Source organism: Streptomyces sp. MI02-7b (assembly GCF_033793585.1).
In the GTDB taxonomy this organism is placed as follows: domain Bacteria; phylum Actinomycetota; class Actinomycetes; order Streptomycetales; family Streptomycetaceae; genus Actinacidiphila.
In genome coordinates this window covers 401,990-423,563 of record NZ_JARAWX010000004.1, presented here as the reverse complement: position 1 = coordinate 423,563, position 21,574 = coordinate 401,990, and the positions used below count along the sequence as shown (strand labels likewise).

Genomic DNA, 21,574 nt, shown 5'->3' with positions numbered 1-21,574 from the left:
GGGCGTGAGCGCCGCGCACATCGATTCCTCTCCGAGCAAAGGATCCAATGACCTCCTCTTCCTCCTCTTCGAGCTCTGCAAGCAGCCGCCAGCGCCTCCCCGAGAGCCTTCGGGCCGACGCCCTGATGGAAGAGGACGTCGCCTGGAGTCACGAGATCGACGGGGAGCGTGACGGCGAGCAGTTCGACCGTTCCGAACGAGCCTCTCTGCGCCGTGTGGCGGGTCTGTCCACCGAGCTGGAGGACATCACCGAGGTCGAGTACCGACAGCTCCGCCTGGAGCGCGTCGTGCTCGTCGGTGTCTGGACGGACGGCACCGTCCGCGACGCGGAGAACTCCCTCGCGGAGCTCGCCGCCCTCGCCGAGACCGCGGGCGCCCTCGTCCTCGACGGTGTCATCCAGCGCCGCGACAAGCCGGACCCGGCCACCTACATCGGCTCCGGCAAGGCGCAGGAGCTGCGCGACATCGTGATGGAGAGCGGCGCCGACACCGTGGTCTGCGACGGTGAGCTCAGCCCCGGCCAGCTCATCCACCTGGAAGACGTCGTCAAGGTCAAGGTGGTCGACCGGACCGCGCTGATCCTCGACATCTTCGCCCAGCACGCCAAGAGCCGTGAGGGCAAGGCCCAGGTCTCGCTCGCGCAGATGCAGTACATGCTGCCGCGCCTGCGCGGCTGGGGTCAGTCGCTGTCCCGGCAGATGGGTGGCGGTGGCTCCGGCTCCTCGGGCGGCGGTATGGCCACCCGTGGTCCCGGTGAGACCAAGATCGAGACCGACCGGCGGCGCATCCGCGAGAAGATGGCCAAGATGCGCCGGGAGATCGCGGAGATGAAGACCAGCCGCGACCTCAAGCGCCAGGAGCGCAAGCGCCACAAGGTGCCCTCGGTGGCGATCGCCGGTTACACCAACGCCGGCAAGTCCTCGCTGCTCAACCGGCTCACCGGTGCGGGCGTCCTGGTGGAGAACGCGCTGTTCGCCACCCTGGACCCGACCGTGCGCCGGGCGGAGACCCCGAGCGGCCGGCTCTACACGCTGGCCGACACCGTCGGTTTTGTGCGGCACCTCCCGCACCACCTGGTCGAGGCCTTCCGCTCCACCATGGAGGAGGTCGCCGACGCCGACCTCATCGTGCACGTGGTGGACGGCTCGCACCCGAACCCGGACGAGCAGCTCGCCGCGGTCCGCGAGGTCTTCCGCGACGTCGGCGCGCTGGACGTGCCCGAGATCGTGGTGATCAACAAGGCCGACGCGGCCGACCCCGTGGTGCTGCAGTCCCTGCTGCGCCGCGAGAAGCACTCCATCGCGGTGTCCGCCCGCACCGGGCGCGGCATCCAGGAGCTGCTGACGATGATCGACGACGAGCTCCCGCGGCCCGCCGTCGAGATCGAGGCCCTGGTGCCGTACACCCGCGGTGCGCTCGTCGCCCGGGTGCACTCCGACGGCGAGGTGCTCTCCGAGGAGCACACCGGCGACGGCACACTGCTCAAGGCCCGCGTCCATGACGAGCTGGCGGCGGAACTCGAGCCGTTCGCGCTCGCCGCGCGCCGCTAGGCGTCCCGCTGCGAACGCCGCAGGGCCCGCTCCTCCATGGGGGCGGGCCCTGCGGCGTCTCCCGCCGGGCGCTATCCGCGCACGGCGTCGAAGAGCGACTCGGCCTCGGAGCCCAGATGCGGTCCGGCCAGCCACCGGGGGCTGTCCTGCGGGCCGATCGAGGTGTTGCTGACCAGGGCCTGCCTGCCGTCGGGCCGCCTGGCGAACCAGCCGCCGCCCGAGGCGCCGGCCGTCATCGTGCAGCCGAGCCAGTGCATGGTCGGCGCGCCCTTGGTCAGCGCCAGCCGGACCGGGTCGCCCGCGCAGTGGTACTGCTGGTAGCCGTAGCCGTCGAAGGGCGCCGCCGCGGGGTAGCCGCGGACGTCCATGGAGTCGATGCCCGCCGAAGTGGGCGCGTCGAACCAGACCGGCACGGAGGCGCCGACCGTCTCCTCCAGGGACGTCGTGGAATCGGGGTCGGTCACCTTCAGCACCGCGAAGTCGTACGGGTAGGCCGAGCTGGTCTCCGAGGACTCCCCGCCCCCGTCGATCCACTGCTGCGAGGTGCCGGCCTTCGTCGCCCACCAGGTGCCGTACGGTGCGAGCTGCTCCTTGGAGGCGTTCTGCAGTGCCGTGCCGCTCAGGCCCTCGTCGTTGAAGGAGGGCACGAAGACGATGTTGCGGTACCAGCCGCCCGCGGCGCCCGCGTGCACGCAGTGGCCGGCCGTCCACACCAGGTTGCTCCTGCCGGGGTTCGCCGGGTCGCTCACCACGGTCGCCGAGCAGACCGCCTGGCCGTCGGGCATGTCGAAGAGCAGCTTGCCGGTCGCCGGTGAGGCGTCGTGGAACGGGGTCGCCAGCCGCTGCGCCCTGATCGGGGCGGGCTCGCGGTCGGTGGTGCCGTCGTCCGCCTGCCGGACGTCGGCCGTCTGCTCGTCGTCCGGGGTCTCGTCGGCCTTGCGGAGCCGGTCGGCGTCCCAGAGGTCCTTGATGACGGGGTTGACGAAGTCGGCCGCGTCACGCAGCCACTTGTCCTTGTCCCAGTCCTTCCAGCCGCCGTTCTGCAGCGCGTCCGCCCACTTGTCCAGGTCGTCGAGGCTGGTGGGCAGGGTGGTGGGGAGGCCGGAGGGCAGCTGGAGCCCGGTGCCGCCGGACGACGCGGCCGCCGTGGGGCTGGGCTTGGCATCGGCGTTGTCGTCGGACCCGCCACAGGCGGTCACCGTGACGGCGAGCAAGGCGGCCGCTGTCGCAGCCGCGGTCAACCGGCGTATCGATGGCATCGGTTGCGATCCCCCTGTTGTGAACATGTCGGTTGCTCGCTGAAGGGCAATGCCCAACTGTGCCCACTGTGCCCTCTCCTGGGCGTCGTATGCCCCGGGAAAAGGGACGGCACGGGCCGCCCGGACGGTTCCGGCGCGAGATCTCCGGCACAGACAGTTGCCGTGCGCGTGTGCCGTCGTTGGTAGCTGCGGGGACGCAGCACCCGACACCGAGGAGTGAGCACGTGGCCGCCATGCCGAGCGCACCGGACCGACTGGCGGTGCACGAGGAGGACTTCGGCGACGCCGAGGACATCCTGCGACGGCAGTCGCTGCGCGAGTCGGCGGCCCGTACCTACGCCCGTTCGCTGCCCGTCGTGCCCGTGCGCGCCCACGGGATGACCATCGAGGCCGCCGACGGCCGCCGTTACCTCGACTGCCTCTCCGGCGCGGGCACCCTCGCGCTCGGCCACAACCACCCGGTCGTCGTGGAGGCCATCCGGGCCGTCCTGGACTCCGGGGCCCCGCTGCACGTGCTGGACCTGGCCACGCCCGTCAAGGACGCCTTCACCACCGCGCTGTTCGAGACGCTGCCCCGCGAACTCGCCGAGCACGCGCGGGTGCAGTTCTGCGGGCCGGCCGGCACGGACGCCGTCGAGGCCGCACTCAAGCTCGTACGCACCGCCACCGGACGCGACGGCCTGCTCGCCTTTTCCGGCGGGTACCACGGCATGACGGCCGGCGCCCTGGCCGTCACCGGCGACACCGCCGTACGGGCCGCGGCGGGCGGCGCCGCCGACGCCGGTGTCACCCGGCTCCCGTACCCGTACGCCTACCGCTGCCCGTTCGGCGTCGGCGGCGACCACGGCGCCGAACTGTCGGCCCGGCTGACGGAGAGTCTGCTCGACGACCCCAAGGGCGGCATCCGGCCACCCGCCGGGATGCTCCTCGAACCGGTCCAGGGCGAGGGCGGAGTCATCCCCGCCCCCGACACCTGGCTGCGCCGCATGCGCGCCGTCACCCGGGCCCGCGGCATCCCGCTCATCGCCGACGAGGTGCAGACCGGCGTCGGCAGGACCGGTGCCTTCTGGGCCGTCGAGCACAGCGGTGTGGTGCCGGACGTGATGGTGCTGGCCAAGGCCATCGGCGGCAGCCTGCCACTGGCCGTCGTCGTCTACCACGAGGACCTCGACGTCTGGCGGCCCGGCGCCCACGCCGGCACCTTCCGCGGCAACCAGCTCGCCATGGCCGCGGGCACCGCCACCCTCACCCACGTGCTCCGCGAGGGCCTCGCGGCCCGCGCCGCCGACCTGGGGGCGCGGATGCTCGCCCGGCTGCGCGACCTGGCCGCGGCCCACCCCTGCGCCGGGGACGTCCGCGGGCGCGGTCTCATGCTGGGCGTCGAACTCGTCGACCCCGAGGGCACCGCCACCGTCCACGGAGTCCCGCCGACCGCATCCCGGCTGGCCGCCGCCGTCCGCAGCGCCGCCCTCGACCGCGGCCTGATCGTCGAACTCGGCGGGCGCGACGCGAGCGTCGTGCGTCTGCTGCCCCCGCTCACCATGACCGACGAGCAGGCCGAGGCCGTCCTCGACCGCCTGGCCGACGCGCTGACGGCGGCCGCCGCGAGCCGGACGTGAAGCCCTTCGTGACCGCGGACGCCGCCGGCCGCGCGCGCCGCCACGCCGATCCCTCAGGAGCCCTCGCATGACCGCACGCTTCGCCGTCGGGACCCCGGCCACGGTCCCCCCGCAGGTCCGGCACGAGGAGGCCGGCGACCCGTACGCCGTCGCCGACGCGGCCGGCACCGAAGCCCTGCTGCGGTGCTGGGTACGGGAGACCGGCCTGCCCGCCCCGCAGGGCGGCACCCTGTGCGTTCCGCTGCCGGCGACCGGTACCGAACTGCGCGTGCCGGTCCGCCACTGGTCGCCCACCGGCCACCACCTCTTCGGCCCCCCGCGCCTGGCCGCCGCGGGCCAGGCGGTCGGCGCCGTGACCCTCGCCGCACTGCTCGCCCGGGAGGCGACCGCCCCCGGACCCGACGGCGCCGACCTGGTGACGCGGGTCGCGGACTCCGTCCGGCGGACGGCGGCGATCGTCGCCGAGCGCCGGGCACGCCCGGCCGCACCGACCGGCACCATCCCGTTCCTCGACGCCGAGCAGGCCCTCGTCCTCGGCCACCCCCTGCACCCCACGCCGAAGAGCCGTGAAGGCCTCGGCGAGGCCGAGTCCGCCGCCTACGCGCCCGAACAGCGCGGCAGCTTCGCCCTGCACTGGGCCGCCGTGGACCGCGCGGTCCTGGCCTGCGACTCCGCGTGGACCGAGCGCGGGCGCACCGTACCCGCCCCCCTGCTGATGGCCGGCCTGGCGGGCCCCGACGTCGTCCGGCGGCTCCCGCCCGGCACCGTGCCGCTGCCGCTGCACCCCTGGCAGGCCCGCGACCTCGCGCCCCGGCCCGGCGTGCGGGCGCTGCTGGAGGCCGGCCTGCTGCACGACCTCGGCACGGCGGGCGATCCCTGGTACCCGACGTCCTCCGTGCGGACGGTCCTGCGGCCCGGCGCGTCCGCGATGCTCAAGCTCTCCCTCGCCGTGCGCATCACCAATTCCCGTCGCGAGAACCTCCGCAAGGAACTCCACCGGGGCGTCGAGGTGCACCGCCTGCTGCGAGCGGGCCTCGCCGAACGCTGGCACCTGGCCCACCCGGGCTTCGACATCGTGCGCGACCCGGCCTGGCTCGCCGTCGACGCCCCGGACGGCGGCGCGCCCGTCCGGGGCCTCGACGTCGTCGTACGGCACAACCCCTTCGGGCCCGCCGACGACGTGGCCTGCCTCGCCGGCCTCACCGCGCCGCGGCCCGCGCCCGACGGCGGACCGGGCATGCCCTCGCGCCTGGCCGAACTCGTCGGGGCTCTGGCGGCGCGCAGCGGACGGCCCGCCGCGGCGGTGTCGGCGGAGTGGTTCCTGCGCTACCTCGACGCGGTTGTGCGCCCGGTGCTGTGGCTGGACGGCGAGGGAGGCATCGCCCTGGAGGCGCACCAGCAGAACACCCTCGTCGTGCTGGACGCCCACGGCTGGCCGGCCGGCGGCCGCTACCGCGACAACCAGGGCTACTACTTCCGCGAGAGCGCCCGCACCGCCCTGGAGGCGCGCCTGCCCGGCGTCGGCGCCGCGAGCGACACCTTCGTCCCCGACACCGTCGCCGACGAGCGCCTCGCCTACTACCTCGGCATCAACAACGTCCTCGGCCTCATCGGGGCCTTCGGCTCCCAGCGCCTCGCCGACGAACGCGTGCTGCTGGCCGCCTTCCGCGGCTTCCTCGGCAAGGCCGCGGCCGGCGGCCGCTCCCCGCTGCCGGCACACCTGCTGGAGGCACCGGAGCTGCGGTGCAAGGCCAACCTGCTCACCCGGCTGCACGGCCTGGACGAACTCGTCGGCCCCGTCGACACCCAGTCCGTGTACGTCACCGTCCCCAACCCCCTCCGCGGCTGACCGCGGGAGGCCACGAAGAGAGGAGGCAGCAGCCGCCATGACGGCCGCCGACTCCAACACCCACACCGGCCGCACCGGCCGCGCCGCCACCTCGCGGGACCCGGGCACCCCCGGGGACGCCGGTGCCGCGGCGACCCCCGGCCCGGACGACACCCTGGACCTGGAACTGCCCCCCGAGCTCCGCGCCCTCTTCGCGGAGGACGTCACCGCCGACGACCGCGCCGGCCGCCCCGCCGCCCTCGACGACCTCCTCGACGGGGTCGCCGACTGGGGCCCGGTGGACACCCGGGCCGGCACCTTCCACCTCGTCCCCGTCCGGGCCGAGCGCGACCTGCCGGTGGTCAGCCGCTGGATGAACGACCCGGCCGTCGCCGCGTTCTGGCAGCTCGCGGGCGCCCCCTCGGTCGCCGAGCGCCACCTGCGCGCGCAGCTCGACGGCGACGGGCGCAGCGTGCCGTGCATCGGCGTACTCGACGGCGTCCCCATGAGCTACTGGGAGATCTACCGGGCCGACCTGGACCCCCTTGCCCGCTACTACCCGGCCCGCCCCCACGACACCGGGCTCCACCTGCTCATCGGCCGCGTCTCCGACCGCGCCCGCGGCCTCGGCGGCATCCTGCTGCGCGCCGTCGCCGATCACGTCCTGGAGCACCGGCCGAACTGCGCCCGGGTGGTCGCCGAGCCCGACCTGCGCAACACCCCCTCGGTGTCGGCCTTCCTCGCCGCGGGGTTCCGGTTCTCGGCGGAGGTGCAGATGCCCGGCAAACGCGCCGCCCTGCTCATCCGCGAGCGCACCCTGCGGCATGTCCTCTGAGGCGGACGGCGCGGGGTGCCGGGCCCCGGGGAATGCCGCGGCCGCCTGCGTTGTCGGTGCTGCCCCGTAGGGTGGTCCTGCTATGACACAGCCCGCGAAGCCCGCCCTCACCGACCTCCTCCACGCCGCCGTCACCGCGGTCGGCGGCGTGGAGCGACCCGGCCAGGTCACCATGGCCGAAGCCGTCGCCGAAGCCGTCGACGACGGCTCCCACCTGCTGGTCCAGGCCGGCACCGGCACCGGTAAGTCCCTCGGCTACCTGGTGCCCGCCCTCGCGCACGGGGAGCGCGTGGTCGTCGCCACGGCGACCCTCGCGCTGCAGCGCCAGCTGGTGGAGCGCGACCTGCCGCGCACCGTCACCGCCCTCCATCCGCTGCTGCGGCGGGAGCCGCAGTTCGCGATGCTCAAGGGCCGGTCGAACTATCTGTGCCTGCACCGGCTCCACGAGGGCGTGCCGCGGGAGGAGGACACGGGCGAGGCCGGCCTCTTCGACCAGTTCGAGGCCGCGGCACCCACCAGCAAGCTGGGCCAGGACCTGCTGCGGCTGCGGGACTGGGCGGACGAGACCGAGTCCGGCGACCGTGACGACCTCACCCCCGGCGTCTCCGACCGGGCCTGGCAGCAGGTGGCCGTCACGTCCCGGGAGTGCCTGGGCGCCTCCCGCTGCGCGTACGGCGCGGAGTGCTTCGCCGAGGCCGCGCGTGAGCGCGCCAAATTGGCCGACGTCGTCGTCACCAACCACGCGCTGCTGGCGATCGACGCGCTCGAGGGCGCGCCGGTCCTGCCGTCCCACGAGGTGCTGATCGTCGACGAGGCCCATGAACTGGTCTCCCGGGTCACCGGGGTCGCCACCGGCGAGCTCGCCCCCGGCCGGGTCAACCGCACGGTCCGGCTGGCCGCCAAGCTGGTCAACGAGAAGGCCGCGGACGCGCTGATGAGTGCCTCCGAGGGCTTCGAGCGGCTGATGGAACTAGCCCTCCCCGGGCGGCTGGAGGAGCTGCCGGAGGATCTGCGCTACGCCCTGATGGCGCTGCGCGACGCCTGCCGGCTGGTCATCACCTCGCTCGGTGAGACCCGCGACCGTTCCGTGCAGGACGAGGACGCCGTCCGCAAGATGGCGCTCGCCTCGGCCGAGAACGTCCACGAGGTCGCCGAGCGCATCGTGGAGGGCTCCGAGTGGGACGTCGTCTGGTACGAGCGCCACGACCGTTTCGGCGCCTCGCTGCGGGTCGCCCCGCTGAGCGTGTCCGGGCTGCTGCGCGAGAAGTTGTTCACCGAGCGCTCCGTCGTGCTGACCTCGGCCACGCTGCGCCTGGGTGGCGACTTCAACGGCGTCGCGGCCTCGCTCGGCCTCCCGCCGGAGGGCACCGTGGCCGCCGAGGGCGAGGACGAACTCCCGGTCTGGAAGGGCCTCGACGTCGGTTCGCCCTTCGACTACCCCAAGCAGGGCATTCTCTACGTCGCGCGCCATCTGTCGCAGCCCGGCCGGGACGGCGGCCGCGAGGACATGCTGGACGAACTGACCGAGCTGATCGAGGCGGCCGGAGGCCGCACGCTCGGACTGTTCTCCTCGATGCGGGCGGCCCAGGCCGCCGCCGAGGCGCTGCGCGGCCGGATCGACCACCCGATCCTGCTCCAGGGCGAGGAGACGCTGGGCGAGCTGATCCGCCGCTTCTCCGCCGACCCCGGCACCTGCCTGTTCGGCACGCTCTCGCTGTGGCAGGGCGTGGATGTGCCGGGGGACAGCTGCCAACTGGTGGTGATGGACCGGATTCCCTTCCCCCGGCCGGACGACCCGCTGATGAGCGCGCGTCAGAAGGCGGTGGAGGAGAAGGGCGGAAACGGCTTCATGGCGGTCGCCGCCACGCATGCGGCGCTGCTGATGGCCCAGGGGGCCGGCCGCCTGGTGCGCGCGGCCGGGGACCGGGGCGTGGTCGCCGTGCTCGACCCGCGGCTCGCCACGGCCCGCTACGGCGGCTTCATCAAGGCCTCGATGCCGGACTTCTGGCAGACCACGGACCGCAATCAGGTCCGCAGGTCGCTCGCCGCCATCGACGCCGCGGCGAAGGCCGGCGCCTCCTAGCCCGCACGCCCGCACACAGACGAGCCCCGGAACCGGCGCAGAGGTCCCGGGGCCCGGTCACGGGCGGGTCGTGGGTCAGACCCGGCGCAGCACCGCCACCACCTTGCCGAGGATGGTCGCCTCGTCGCCCGGGATGGGCTGGTACGCGGAGTTGTGAGGGAGCAGCCACACATGACCGTCCTCGCGCTTGAAGCGCTTGACCGTGGCCTCGCCCTCGATCATCGCGGCGACGATGTCGCCGTTCTCGGCGACCGGCTGACGGCGCACCGTCACCCAGTCCCCGTCGCAGATGGCGGCCTCGATCATCGAGTCGCCGACGACCTTGAGCACGAACAGTTCGCCGTCACCCACCAGCTGGCGGGGGAGCGGGAAGACGTCCTCGACCGACTCCTCGGCGAGGATCGGGCCACCGGCGGCGATCCGGCCGACCAGCGGTACGTACGACGCCGAGGGCTTGCCCGCGGTGTCGGTCGGCTGCGCCTGCGCGGCGTCGGAGCCGCGCACCTCGTAGGCGCGGGGCCGGTGCGGGTCCCGGCGAAGGAACCCCTTGCGTTCCAGGGCCATCAGCTGATGGGCGACCGACGAGGTGCTCGACAGACCCACGGCCTGGCCGATCTCCCGCATGGACGGCGGGTACCCACGGCGCTGCACCGAGTCCCTGATGACCTCGATGACCCGGCGCTGCCGGTCGGTCAGTCCGGAACTGTCCGCGCGGATTCCTGGAGGTCGTCCGGGAAGCGCACGTGCGGGCTTGGTGGTCTCGTCGTTCATCGCATCCATCGGGCGTAGCCGGTCCTGGGGGCGGTCATGGGCGGTCAGTGTGGCGCTGTCGGCGGTGGTGGTCACGGCGGCCCCTCTCGAGATGTTCTCCCTAGTAGGACAACGGTAGTTGCTTTCGAAAGGTTGCGCCAAACACACGTTCGAGTGAATTTCCACAGTTCCACTGACAAGATCAAGGAGTCGATGATATAGATCGAATGCAAATTCGATTCTTCCCGGGAATCCGCCGCCCAATCCCCGTTGCGCGCACGGCATTCGGGTGGCCTGCCGCCCGCACGCCCGTTCCCCGGTGCTTCCCCGCCGTTCCCCCGCCGCTTCCTCGGGTTCCCCGGCCCGCCCGGTGCCGCCCCGGGTTCCATGATGCGCGAGCCGTGACGATCCGTACACCCAGTGTGTCACCTGCGCCCCGCCGCTCCCGTGAGGCGTGGTGTCGCGTAGGCTCCCGTCCCGTCGGCGGGGCGCGACACGCGCTCCGCCGGATTGGCGCACATGACCCCCAGGCCACCAGATCTAGTGGTTGGATGGGGGGCAGGCCCCACAAGTAGTGGTCCCCGGGTCTTCGGACCCTCCCGGATCGCCTATGCTTGTGGCTGCTTCGCGAGGCCCCCCGGGGTTCCTCGCGTCATATCGTCGTGTGCTCACCGTGGGTGAGGGAGGGAGAGGGAATCGATGCACTGCCCCTTCTGCCGACACCCCGACAGCCGCGTCGTCGACAGCCGGACCACCGACGACGGCACGTCGATCCGCCGTCGCCGGCAGTGTCCCGACTGCGGCCGCCGCTTCACCACCGTGGAAACGGCCTCGCTGATGGTCATCAAACGCAGCGGGGTCACCGAACCCTTCAGCCGCAACAAGGTCATCGCCGGAGTCCGCAAGGCCTGCCAGGGCCGCCCCGTCACCGAGGACGCACTCGCCCAGCTCGGGCAGCGCGTCGAGGAGGCGGTGCGCGCCACGGGCAGCGCCGAGCTGTCGACCCACGACGTCGGCCTGGCCATACTCGGCCCGCTGAAGGACCTGGACCTCGTCGCCTATCTGCGCTTCGCCTCGGTCTACCAGGCCTTCGACTCGCTCGAGGACTTCGAGGCCGCGATCGCCGAGCTGCGCGACTGGAGGTCATCGACCGACACCGGCGAACGGGACCGGGACAGCGCTGTCCCCTCGCCCGTCGCCGCCGCCGACTAGGGCCGGCGGACACCTCAGATTTGCCGGGCATCCGCAGGGGTGTTCCGGCCGTGGAACAGCATCGCCGCGGGAAGATCGCGGCGCTTCAAGGCGTTTTAGATGTAATGCCTGTATTGGGAGGCGGCACATGACAGAGACGACGAGCGGCCCGGCACGGGGTTCCCGCGCCAAGTCCGGCAAGACGGCGGGCGCGGCGGGAGCGGCACCCGGCAAGGGTCTGCGCATCGAGCGCATCCACACCACCCCGGGGACGCACCCCTACGACGAGGTGGTCTGGGAGCGTCGTGACGTCGTCATGACCAACTGGCGCGACGGCTCGATCAACTTCGAGCAGCGCGGCGTGGAGTTCCCCGACTCCTGGTCGGTGAACGCGGTCAACATCGTCACCAGCAAGTACTTCCGCGGCGCGGTCGGCACGCCGCAGCGCGAGAGCAGCCTGCGGCAGCTCATCGACCGCGTCGTGAAGACCTACCGCAAGGCCGGTGAGGACCACGGCTACTTCGCGTCGCCCGCCGACGCCGAGATCTTCGACCACGAGCTGACCTGGGCACTGCTCCACCAGGTGTTCAGCTTCAACTCCCCGGTCTGGTTCAACGTCGGCACCGCCCAGCCGCAGCAGGTCTCCGCCTGCTTCATCCTCTCCGTCGACGACTCCATGGAGTCGATCCTCGACTGGTACAAGGAAGAGGGGATGATCTTCAAGGGCGGCTCCGGCGCCGGCCTGAACCTCTCCCGCATCCGCTCCTCCAAGGAGCTGCTCTCCTCCGGCGGCAACGCCTCCGGCCCGGTCTCCTTCATGCGCGGCGCGGACGCCTCCGCCGGCACCATCAAGTCCGGTGGTGCCACCCGTCGCGCCGCCAAGATGGTCGTCCTCGACGTGGACCACCCGGACGTCGAGGCCTTCATCGAGACCAAGGTGAAGGAGGAGGAGAAGATCCGCGCCCTGCGCGACGCGGGCTTCGACATGGACCTGGGCGGCGACGACATCGCGTCCGTCCAGTACCAGAATGCCAACAACTCCGTCCGCGTGAACGAAGAGTTCATGAAGGCGTACGAGAACGGCGAGAAGTTCGGCCTGCGCGCCCGGATGACCGGAGAGGTCATCGAGGAGGTCGACGCCAAGGCGCTGTTCCGCAAGCTGGCGGAGGCCGCCTGGGCCTGCGCCGACCCCGGCATCCAGTACGACGACGTCATCAACCACTGGCACACCACGCCGGAGACCGGCCGCATCACCGCCTCCAACCCCTGCAGCGAGTACATGCACCTGGACAACTCGTCCTGCAACCTCGCCTCGCTCAACCTGCTGAAGTTCCTCGACGACGACGGCCAGGGCACCCAGCGCTTCGACGCCGTGCGCTTCGCCAAGGTCGTCGAGCTGGTCATCACCGCGATGGACATCTCGATCTGCTTCGCGGACTTCCCGACCCAGAAGATCGGCGAGACCACCCGCGCCTTCCGCCAGCTGGGCGTCGGCTACGCCAACCTCGGCGCCCTGCTGATGGCGACCGGCCACGCCTACGACTCCGACGGCGGCCGCGCGCTCGCCGGTGCCATCACCTCGCTGATGACCGGTATCTCCTACAAGCGCTCCGCCGAGCTGGCCGCGGTCGTCGGCCCGTACGAGGGCTACGCCCGCAACGCCAGCGCCCACAACCGCGTCATGAAGCAGCACTCCGACGCCAACGCCGTCGCCCCGCGGATGGACGACCTGGACACCCCGGTCTGGGCCGCGGCCACCGAGGCCTGGCAGGACGTCCTGCGCCTCGGTGAGAAGAACGGATTCCGCAACGCGCAGGCCTCCCTGCTGGCCCCGACCGGCACCATCGGCCTGATGATGGACTGCGACACCACCGGGATCGAGCCGGACCTCGCGCTGGTCAAGTTCAAGAAGCTGGTCGGCGGCGGTTCCATGCAGATCGTGAACAACACGGTCCCGCAGGCCCTGCACCGCCTCGGCTACCAGCAGGAGCAGATCGAGGCGGTCGTCGCCCACATCGCCGAGCACGGCAGCGTCATCGACGCCCCCGGCCTGAAGCCCGAGCACTACGAGGTCTTCGACTGCGCCATGGGCGAGCGCTCCATCGCGCCGATGGGCCACGTCCGGATGATGGCCGCGACCCAGCCGTTCCTGTCCGGCGCGATCTCCAAGACGGTCAACATGCCGGAGTCGGCGACCGTCGAGGAGATCGAGGAGATCTACTACGAGGGCTGGAAGCTCGGCCTCAAGGCGCTCGCGATCTACCGCGACAACTGCAAGGTCGGCCAGCCGCTCTCGGCCAAGAAGAAGAACGACGACAAGAAGACCGAGGAGGCCCAGGCCCCGGCCGCGGCCGCCGTCGAGAAGGTCGTCGAGTACCGCCCGGTCCGCCGCCGGCTCCCCAAGGGCCGTCCCGGCATCACCACCTCCTTCACGGTGGGCGGGGCCGAGGGCTACATGACCGCCAACTCCTACCCGGACGACGGTCTCGGCGAGGTCTTCCTCAAGATGTCCAAGCAGGGTTCCACCCTCGCGGGCATGATGGACGCCTTCTCCATCGCCGTCTCCGTCGGCCTGCAGTACGGCGTGCCGCTGGAGACCTACGTCTCGAAGTTCACCAACATGCGCTTCGAGCCGGCCGGTCTGACCGACGACCCGGACGTGCGGATGGCCCAGTCGATCGTCGACTACATCTTCCGCCGCCTGGCGCTGGACTTCCTGCCCTTCGAGACGCGTTCCGCGCTCGGCATCCACTCCGCCGGGGAGCGCAAGCGCCACCTCGACACCGGCTCCTACGAGCCGGCCGCCGAGGAGGTCGACGTCGAGGGTCTGGCCCAGTCCGCCCCGCGCCAGGCGGAGGCGGCGCCGGCCAAGCCGGCCGCGGCCCCCGAGGCAGTCGTCACCGAGGCCGCCGCGGCCCCGGCGCCGAAGACCGCGCACAACTCCACCGAACTCCTGGAGATCCAGCTCGGCCTCAACGCCGACGCCCCGCTCTGCTTCTCCTGCGGCACGAAGATGCGCCGTGCGGGCAGCTGCTACCTCTGCGAGGGCTGCGGCTCGACCAGCGGGTGCAGTTGACCACTGCGGTGGGGCACTCCGGGTGTGACGCCCGGCGTGGCTGAACCGGAAGCGTGACCTTCGAGGGGAGGGGCGCCGGCGCGAGGCCGGCGCCCCTCCCCTTCTCGCGTGGTTCTCACGCGGGCGGGGGAGCGGCACCCTTCCGGGGACGGCGCAGCACCGTGGCCGCGAGGACGAAGGCCACCGCGAGCAGCACCGCGCCCGTACCGAAGGCGAGGCGGAAGCCGGCGGTGAGGGCGGACGCGGTGCCGTGGCCGTCGGTGAGCAGGGTGTGCGTGCGCGAGCCGGCGAGGGTGGACAGGACGGCGACGCCGAGCGCGCCGCCCACTTGCTGGGTGGTGTTGAACAGCCCGGACGCGACGCCCGCGTCCTCCGCTCCCGCGCCGGACATGCCGAGCACGGTGAGCGCGGAGACGGCGAGTCCGAAGCCGCCCGCGAGCAGCATCGTCGGCAGCAGGTGCACGGCGTAGTCCGCGTGCACCGGCAGACGGGTCAGCAGGGCGAGGGCGGCCACGAGCAGGGCGAGACCGGCCAGCAGGACGCGGCGTTCGCCGAAACGCGCGTTGAGGCGGGCGGAGAAGGCGAGTGAGACGGTCCCGATGGCCAGGGCCGCGGGCAGCATGGCGAGCCCGGTGGCCGCGGCTCCGTAGCCCAGCACGTTCTGCAGGTAGAGCGCCATCAGGATCTGGAACCCGAAGAGCGCGGAGACCATGAGGACCTGGACGGCGTTGGCCCCCGAGACGTCGCGCGAGCGGAACATGCGCAGCGGCAGCAGCGGTGAGCGCGCCGCCGCCTGACGCGCCACGAAGCCGGCGAGGAGCGCGACGGCCAGGGCGCCGAGGGCGAGGGTGGCACCGGAGCCCCAGCCGTGCCGGCCCGTCCGGACGATGGTGAGGACGCCGGTCATCAGCCCGGCGGTGACCAGGAGTGCGCCGAGGGCGTCGGCGTTGCGGGCGGCGGGCCGCGGCGGATCGGGTGCGAGCACGCGCACGGCGAGGACCCCGGCGGCCAGGCCGATGGGCAGGTTGATGAAGAAGATCCAGTGCCAGCTGACGGCCTGGGTGAGCACGCCGCCGAGCACCTGGCCGATCGACGCCCCGGCGGCGCCGACGAAGCTGAACGCGCCGATGGCCCGGCCGCGTTCACGGGGTTCGGGGAACAGCGTCACGATCAGGCCGAGGCTGACGGCCGAGGTCATGGCGCCGCCGACGCCCTGGAGGAAGCGGGCGCCGATCAGTACCGCCTGGCTGGTGGCCAGGCCGCACAGCAGCGAGGCGCCGGTGAAGACGGCGAGTCCGGCCACGAACATCCGCTTGCGGCCGAACAGGTCGCCGAGCCGGCCGCACAGCAGGAGCAGACCGCCAAAGGCGATCATGTACGCGTTGACGGTCCAGGTGAGGTCGGCGGGGGAGAAGCGCAGGTCGCGCTGGATGGCCGGGAGGGCCACGGTGACGATGCTGCCGTCGAGGATGATCATCAGCATGCCGGCGCAGAGGACGGCGAGGGCGAGCGTGCGGGAGCGGCCGCCGCTGGAGGCGGAACGTAAGCCTGCCGGCTCCGGTGTGGTCTGCGTGCGCGTGGACATGGCGTCGTCTCCTGGTAGCCGGGGACACGGGGATCCGGGACCCAGGTGTGACGCTAGCAGATGGTTTTGTTGGGGACTATCTCTTTCGGTTCTTGATGGCGGCTCTCGGCTCCCTCCCGCCACGGCCCGTCGGGCTCAGTACGACTGGAGCTCCACCAGGCAGCCGTCGGGCGTGCGCAGATGGGCGGTTCGCAGGTTCGGTCCCCAGGCGGGCCGGTCCTGCGGCTCGGCGAGGACGTCGGCGCCGTGGGCAGCGAGCTTGCCGGCGGCGACATCGACGTCCTCGACCCGCAGCACGAGCATCGCCGCGTCCTGGGCGGGGGCGTGGGCGGGCAGCGTCTCGGTGCCGATCGTCCGGGCGAGCGCGGTACGGGAGAAGAGGGTGAGCGCGGCCTGTCCGCCGAGGTCCCAGTTGGCGTATCCGGCTTCCGGCAGCACCTTGACCGGCTCCGTCGCGAGCAGGTCGCGCAGGGCGGCGGTCCAGAAACGGACGGCGGCGTCGAAGTCCTCGACGAGCAGGCGGGGGTACAGGGCATCCATGTCGTGATCGTATTGGCTTTTCCTGTGGGGGAGTTGATTCCCCTGTGGGGCGGAATGGCCGCTGGTGGGCCATAGGATGGCGCGGTGCTGGTGAAGTGGATTCGCTGCGGCGTTCTCGATCGGGCGGCATTCGAGCGCGGGCAGCGGAAATGGGCCAACGGACTCCCCGGCGAACCGGGTTTCCGGGGGCAGGGCGGGGGCTGGAGCCGCAGCCAGCCGGGTGTCGCGCACCTGTTCGCCTTCTGGGAGGACCGCGAGTACTACGACGCCTTCATGTCCGGTCCCCATGACCGCTTCGCAGCGCCCCAGGCGGAGACGTACGAGAGCCTCGGGGTGAAGCTCTTCGAGCACCGGCTGGACGTCAAGGTCGGCTTCCGCCCCCGCTTTGCGGACAGCGACCTGCTCAGGCTGGCCCACCTCAAGGTGCGGCCGGACCGGGCCGATCACTTCGTCCTCATGCAGCAGAAGGTCTGGAACCCGGCGATGGCCGGCTCGCCGGGCATGCTGCGGGGCGTGTTCGCGCAGGGCCCCGAGTCCGATTTCCTGGTGCTGTCGATGTGGGACTCGGCCGCCGAGCGCGGCAAGTACCGGGACGGCTCGGTCGCCCGGCTCTCGCAGCGCGCCGACCTCGAGGCGGACGTGCTGGCGGTCGCGGGGGACGTCGTCGACCTGGAGCAGTCCTGGTCGGTCTGAGACCTGGCCGGCGTGTGCGCCCCGGTGCGGGCCGGCTGTCGCGCCGTGCGCCGCGCCGGAGTCAGTCCTCCTTGGCGGGCCGGGTGATCACGGAGAAGTAGGCGCCGTGCGGATCGTCCAGGACCGCGATACGTCCCACGTGCGGCAGGTCGAAGGGCGGTACCGAGACGCTGCCGCCGAGCTCGGCCGCCCTCGCGGCGGCCGCGTCGGTGTCGGCGACGGCGACGTAGTGCATCCAGTGCTGGGGTATCTCCGCGGGCCAGGCGTCGTTCATGAGCAGAATGCCGCCGAACGGGCCGCCGCCGCCCTCCACTTCCAGCTCGGTGTACGAGCTGTCACCGGCGAAGGGATGCGTCTCGCCCGTCCATCCGAAGACGTCCCGGTAGAACGCGCGGGCGCCGTCCACATCGCGGGTGTTGAGCTCGATCCAGCTGAACGCCCCCGGCTCGTTCAGCAGACCCGCGCCCTTGAAGTTCCCCGGCTGCCAGACCGCGAACTCCGCACCGTGAGGGTCGGTGAACTGCGCGAAGCCGCCCTGGTCGAAGACGGCCATCGGCGGCACGGAGACGGCCCCGCCCGCGGCCTGCACCGCCTTGGCGGTGTCCTCGGCGTCCGCGGTGGCCATGTAGGTGATCCAGCGCGGCCGGTCGCCCTCGGCCATCACCGGGCCGACGGCGGCCACGGGCTGGTCACGCAGGGTGAAGAACGTGTAGCCCCCCGCCTCCGGGGGGCCCGGCTGGGACTCCCAGCCGAACAGGCCGCCGTAGAAGGCGCGTGAGGCCTCGATGTCGGGACTGCTCAGATCGGTCCAGCACGGTGTGCCCGGAACGAACGCGGTGGTCTTCATTGCGGCCTCCAACCGGGGGTGCCGCAAGGGGCTCCCTCTTCAATGCTCAGTCTGCTGCCCACCACTGACAATCGGGGGCGGCCGCCGACCGGGCCGGGGCCGCCACCTGCGAGACGTCGTGTCTCGCATGCCTTCGGTGACCCGGTGCCACGCCATGGGGGGCCGCCCCCGCCGGGTGCCCGGTGGGTGGACGGCCGCGCCCGTGCCGGGACGTACGAATTACAGTGAGCCCATGGCTCGACCGCGTCGCATTGTGCTCATCCGTCATGGGGAGTCCCAGGGAAACGCCGACGACACGATCTACGAGCGGATCCCCGACCACGCGCTCAACCTCACCACCAAGGGCGAGGAACAGGCGCGCGCCGCGGGTGCGGAACTGCGGGAACTCTTCGGCGACGAGCGGGTCCAGGCGTTCGTCTCCCCGTACCGCCGTACGCACCAGACCTTCCACCTGCTGGGGCTCGACCCGCACCGCACCCGGGCCAAGGAGGAGCCCCGGCTGCGCGAGCAGGACTGGGGCAACTACCAGGACGCCGAGGACGTGCAGCGGCAGCGCAAGGCCCGGGACGCATACGGCCACTTCTTCTACCGCTTCGCCCAGGGCGAGTCGGGGGCGGACGTGTACGACCGTGTCGGGTCCTTCCTGGAGACGCTCTACCGGGCCTTCGACAAGCCGGAGTTCCCGCCGAACGTGCTCCTGGTGACGCACGGGCTGACCATGCGGCTGTTCTGCATGCGCTGGTTCCACTGGACGGTCGACGAGTTCGAGTGCCTGTCGAACCCGGACAACGGCGAATTCCGGGTGCTGATCGCCGAGCGGGACGGCCGCTACCGCCTCGACCGGCCCTTCGCCCGCTGGCGCACCACCACCTACTCCGACCTGGCGAGATATCACGGGTGAGATTGCGCACAGGACGATTGACCCCGATGGCACGGGATGTCAGAGTTCTGGGCGCCATGACCGCTGATCCTGCCGACCTCCCTCGCTCCCGCGCGCTCGCCAGCCTGCGCGGACTCGCCCTCGGCGACGCCCTGGGCTCCCAGTTCTTCGTGCCCGCGCACTACCCGGCGCTGAAGAGCGGCACACCGCCGGCGGGGGTGTGGCAGTGGACCGACGACACCGAGATGGCCTGCTCCGTCGTCGCCGTCCTCGGCGCGCACGGCTTCGTGGACCAGGACGCGCTGGCCGCGTCCTTCGCCGCCCACCACGACTTCGACCGCGGCTACGGCCCCGCCGTGAACCGCATGCTGCGGCTGATCCGGCAGGAGAACGGTGACTGGCGCACGCTGGCCGCCGAGATGTTCAACGGCCAGGGCTCCTGGGGCAACGGCGCGGCGATGCGCGTCGCACCGCTCGGCGCGTGGTTCGCGGGCGAACCCGAGAAGGCCGCCGAGCAGGCGGAACTCTCCGCGTACACCACCCACCAGCACCGCGAGGCGGTCGCCGGAGCCATGGCCGTGGCGGCCGCCGCCGCCCTGGTCGCCGGGCCCGGTACCCCGGCCGATCCGGCGGCGCTGCTCACGTCCGTCGTCGGACTCCTGCCGCGCAGCGCCGTCCACGCGGGGCTGCGCCGTGCCGTGGACATGCTCGACTACGACGACGTCGCCACCGTCGCGGCCGTGCTCGGCTGCGGCCGGCGCACCAGCGCGCACGACACCGTGCCCTTCGCCCTGTGGGCCGCGGTACGGGGCCTCGGCGACTACGAGCGCGCGTTCTGGACCACCGCCCGGGCGGGCGGTGACGTCGACACGACGTGCGCCATCGTCGGCGGCATCGTCGCCGCCCGGCCGGACGGCGAGCCGCCGAAGGCGTGGCTGGAACGCTGTGAACCGCTGCCGGAGTGGCTGCCCGCCGCCTGAGCCCCGGCGGAAACCGGTCCTTCGTCACGGCCCTGTCACAGACCGGGCCGCCAGCCCCACGGCGCGTATACGCCCCGGACCCCGGCGCATAGCCTGTCGGCCACGCTGCCCCGGCGATCTTCCCGGGGCGCGCTGACAAGCTCCGGTCCCGCGCCGCGTCATCGGCATGCGACCGGTGGGGAGGGGTCCTCATGTCCGACGTACCGAAGGGCGCCGTGCCGCAGCGGCCGCCGCACGGCACACCGCACAACCCGCCGCACTTCGCCCGGCCACCGCTCCATCCGCCGGCCCATCCGGCCCGTCCGAGCCACGCCTCGGTGCAGCCGCAGCCGTGGGCACCGCCGCCCCCTCCGCAGTGGATCATCGACAGCCGCGTCAAGGCGCCGTCCGCCGTCCACCCGGCGGTGCTCTGGATCGCGCTGCTCACCGGCCTTCTGGCCGCCGTGCTGCTGCGCGACGGCATCGGTGTCAACCTCCTGCTGACCGCGCTGCCCGCCGCGCTCGCCGCCGGGGTCGCGGCGGTCGTGCGCGGCCGCCGCCCGCGTCCATGGACGCTGGTGTGGGCGGCCACCGCCCTCGGCCTGCTGCTCGTCCCCGCGCTGCGCGACGCCGGCTGGCCCGCCTTTCTCGCGGTCCTCGGCTTCTTCGTCGTGGGTTCGCTCGCCCTGCACGGTGGCCGCCGCTGGCCGGGAGTGCTGCTGGGGGGCCTCGGTGTGTGGGCGTCCGTGGTGCCCGGCCTGGGCTGGGCGCTGCGCGGCCTGCGCGAGCGCACCGCGCGCAATCGGCGGCGCTGGCTTCCGATGGCCAAGGCCGTCGTGGTCGCCGTCGTCCTGCTGCTGGTCTTCGGTGCGCTCTTCGCCGGGGCGGACGCCGCCTTCGCCGACCTGCTGGGCGACTTCGTCCCCGACATGACGCTCGGCGACTTCCCCGTGCGCGTCCTGCTGTTCGCCCTCGGTGTGCTGGGCGCGCTGGCCGCCGCGTACACCGCCGCCGCGCCGCGCCGCTTCGACCGCGTCAAGGTCAAGCCGGGCCGCGCCCGTGGCCGGGCCGAGTGGGCGCTGCCGCTGGTCGTCCTCGCCGTGCTGTTCGCCGTCTTCAACGCCGTGCAGCTCACCGTGCTCTTCGGCGGCTATCAGAAGGTGCTCGCCGAGACCGGCCTGACGTACGCGCAGTACGCCCGCCAGGGCTTCTGGCAGCTGCTGATCGTGACCCTCCTGACCATCGGGGTGATCGGCCTCGCCCTGCGGTGGGCGCCCCGGGGCACGGACCGCGACCGGCTGCTCGTGCGCTCGGTCCTCGGCGCCATCTGCGTGCTGACGCTGGTCGTGGTCGCGTCCGCACTGCGCCGCATGGAGCTGTACGTGGGCGCCTACGGACTGACGCGGATGCGGATCTCGGTGGCCGGCATCGAGCTGTGGCTCGGGCTGCTGATCGTCCTGATCATGGCGGCCGGGGTGTTCGGCGCCCGATGGCTGCCGCGAGCGGTGGTGGCGAGCGCGGCTGTCGGCTTCCTGGCCTTCGGCCTCGCGGGCCCGGACGCCCTGATCGCCGACCAGCAGGTCACCCGGTACGAGAACACCGGCCGGATCGACCTGGCCTACCTGCAGGACCTGTCCGCCGACGCCGTCCCGGCGCTGGACCGGCTGCCGGAGCCGCAGCGCTCGTGCGCGCTGGAGCTGATGGCGCACGACCTGCGGGGCGGCGGCGACCCGTGGTTCGCCACGAGCCTCGGTGAGAGCCGGGCCCGTTCCGTGCTGGCCGCGCGTCCGGCGGACGCGTACGACGCCTGTTCGCGGGCACGACTCGCGCAGTACCGCATCGAATTGCGCTGACATCGCGCGGCATTCCGCCGCCCCGG

16 protein-coding genes are annotated in these 21,574 nt (G+C 72.5%); 11 read left to right on the top strand and 5 right to left on the bottom strand.

All coding sequences use genetic code 11. From position 1 onward, the window contains the following. The first annotated feature begins 47 nt into the window (after nt 1–47). On the top strand, nt 48–1,550 hold the full coding sequence (gene hflX, locus PV364_RS08765) for a GTPase HflX (RefSeq protein WP_319659174.1): 1,503 nt from the start codon (nt 48–50) through the stop codon (nt 1,548–1,550). A 71-nt stretch (nt 1,551–1,621) separates the two neighbouring features. On the opposite strand, the gene PV364_RS08760 is transcribed toward hflX, so the two are convergent. Further along, on the bottom strand, nt 1,622–2,809 hold the full coding sequence (locus PV364_RS08760) for a hypothetical protein (RefSeq protein WP_319659173.1): 1,188 nt from the start codon (nt 2,807–2,809) through the stop codon (nt 1,622–1,624). Between the two features lie 233 nt (nt 2,810–3,042). On the opposite strand from PV364_RS08760, the gene PV364_RS08755 reads away from it, so the two are divergent. The 4 genes from PV364_RS08755 to PV364_RS08740 all read left to right on the top strand — a co-directional run bounded on the left by PV364_RS08755 (nt 3,043) and on the right by PV364_RS08740 (nt 9,174). Continuing rightward, nucleotides 3,043–4,428 (top strand): diaminobutyrate--2-oxoglutarate transaminase family protein, encoded by a 1,386-nt coding sequence (locus tag PV364_RS08755; RefSeq protein ID WP_319659252.1) that lies wholly within the window; start codon nt 3,043–3,045, stop codon nt 4,426–4,428. A 67-nt stretch (nt 4,429–4,495) separates the two neighbouring features. Next, nucleotides 4,496–6,277 (top strand): IucA/IucC family protein, encoded by a 1,782-nt coding sequence (locus PV364_RS08750; protein WP_319659172.1) that lies wholly within the window; start codon nt 4,496–4,498, stop codon nt 6,275–6,277. A 37-nt stretch (nt 6,278–6,314) separates the two neighbouring features. Further along, nucleotides 6,315–7,091 carry a GNAT family N-acetyltransferase gene (locus PV364_RS08745; protein WP_319659171.1) on the top strand — a complete coding sequence of 259 codons (777 nt, stop codon included), beginning with the start codon at nt 6,315–6,317 and terminating at the stop codon, nt 7,089–7,091. Nucleotides 7,092–7,173: 82 nt separating this feature from the next. Next, nucleotides 7,174–9,174 carry an ATP-dependent DNA helicase gene (locus PV364_RS08740; RefSeq protein WP_319659170.1) on the top strand — a complete coding sequence of 667 codons (2,001 nt, stop codon included), beginning with the start codon at nt 7,174–7,176 and terminating at the stop codon, nt 9,172–9,174. Between the two features lie 75 nt (nt 9,175–9,249). Here PV364_RS08740 and lexA read toward each other — a convergent pair whose 3' ends face one another. Beyond that, complete coding sequence (gene lexA, locus PV364_RS08735) at nt 9,250–10,020, bottom strand: transcriptional repressor LexA (RefSeq protein WP_319659169.1); 771 nt, start codon at nt 10,018–10,020, stop codon at nt 9,250–9,252. A gap of 603 nt (nt 10,021–10,623) precedes the next feature. On the opposite strand from lexA, the gene nrdR reads away from it, so the two are divergent. Together nrdR and PV364_RS08725 are read left to right on the top strand one after the other, a co-directional pair. Beyond that, entirely contained in the window at nt 10,624–11,136 is a 513-nt protein-coding gene (gene nrdR / locus PV364_RS08730) for a transcriptional regulator NrdR (RefSeq protein ID WP_319659168.1), read from the top strand. A gap of 127 nt (nt 11,137–11,263) precedes the next feature. Next, nucleotides 11,264–14,191 carry a vitamin B12-dependent ribonucleotide reductase gene (locus PV364_RS08725; RefSeq protein WP_319659167.1) on the top strand — a complete coding sequence of 976 codons (2,928 nt, stop codon included), beginning with the start codon at nt 11,264–11,266 and terminating at the stop codon, nt 14,189–14,191. 115 nt (nt 14,192–14,306) lie between these two features. On the opposite strand, the gene PV364_RS08720 is transcribed toward PV364_RS08725, so the two are convergent. After that, nucleotides 14,307–15,776 (bottom strand): MFS transporter, encoded by a 1,470-nt coding sequence (locus PV364_RS08720; RefSeq protein ID WP_319659166.1) that lies wholly within the window; start codon nt 15,774–15,776, stop codon nt 14,307–14,309. Nucleotides 15,777–15,911: 135 nt separating this feature from the next. Further along, nucleotides 15,912–16,316: a VOC family protein gene (locus tag PV364_RS08715; protein WP_319659165.1), complete on the bottom strand. Its 405-nt coding sequence runs from the start codon at nt 16,314–16,316 to the stop codon at nt 15,912–15,914. Nucleotides 16,317–16,400: 84 nt separating this feature from the next. Here PV364_RS08715 and PV364_RS08710 point away from each other — a divergent pair, with 84 nt between their 5' ends. Next, nucleotides 16,401–17,009 (top strand): YdbC family protein, encoded by a 609-nt coding sequence (locus PV364_RS08710; protein WP_319659164.1) that lies wholly within the window; start codon nt 16,401–16,403, stop codon nt 17,007–17,009. Between the two features lie 61 nt (nt 17,010–17,070). Here PV364_RS08710 and PV364_RS08705 read toward each other — a convergent pair whose 3' ends face one another. Then, entirely contained in the window at nt 17,071–17,856 is a 786-nt protein-coding gene (locus tag PV364_RS08705; protein ID WP_319659163.1) for a VOC family protein, read from the bottom strand. Between the two features lie 232 nt (nt 17,857–18,088). On the opposite strand from PV364_RS08705, the gene PV364_RS08700 reads away from it, so the two are divergent. From PV364_RS08700 to PV364_RS08690, 3 genes are all read left to right on the top strand, one after another. Next, nucleotides 18,089–18,757, top strand: coding sequence for a histidine phosphatase family protein (locus PV364_RS08700; RefSeq protein ID WP_319659162.1), 669 nt, complete (start codon nt 18,089–18,091; stop codon nt 18,755–18,757). 56 nt (nt 18,758–18,813) lie between these two features. Next, entirely contained in the window at nt 18,814–19,716 is a 903-nt protein-coding gene (locus tag PV364_RS08695; RefSeq protein WP_319659160.1) for an ADP-ribosylglycohydrolase family protein, read from the top strand. 191 nt (nt 19,717–19,907) lie between these two features. Next, the gene (locus PV364_RS08690; protein ID WP_319659159.1) at nt 19,908–21,548 is read left to right on the top strand and encodes a DUF4173 domain-containing protein; all 1,641 of its coding nucleotides are present in this window, start codon (nt 19,908–19,910) and stop codon (nt 21,546–21,548) included. Nucleotides 21,549–21,574 lie beyond the last annotated feature (26 nt).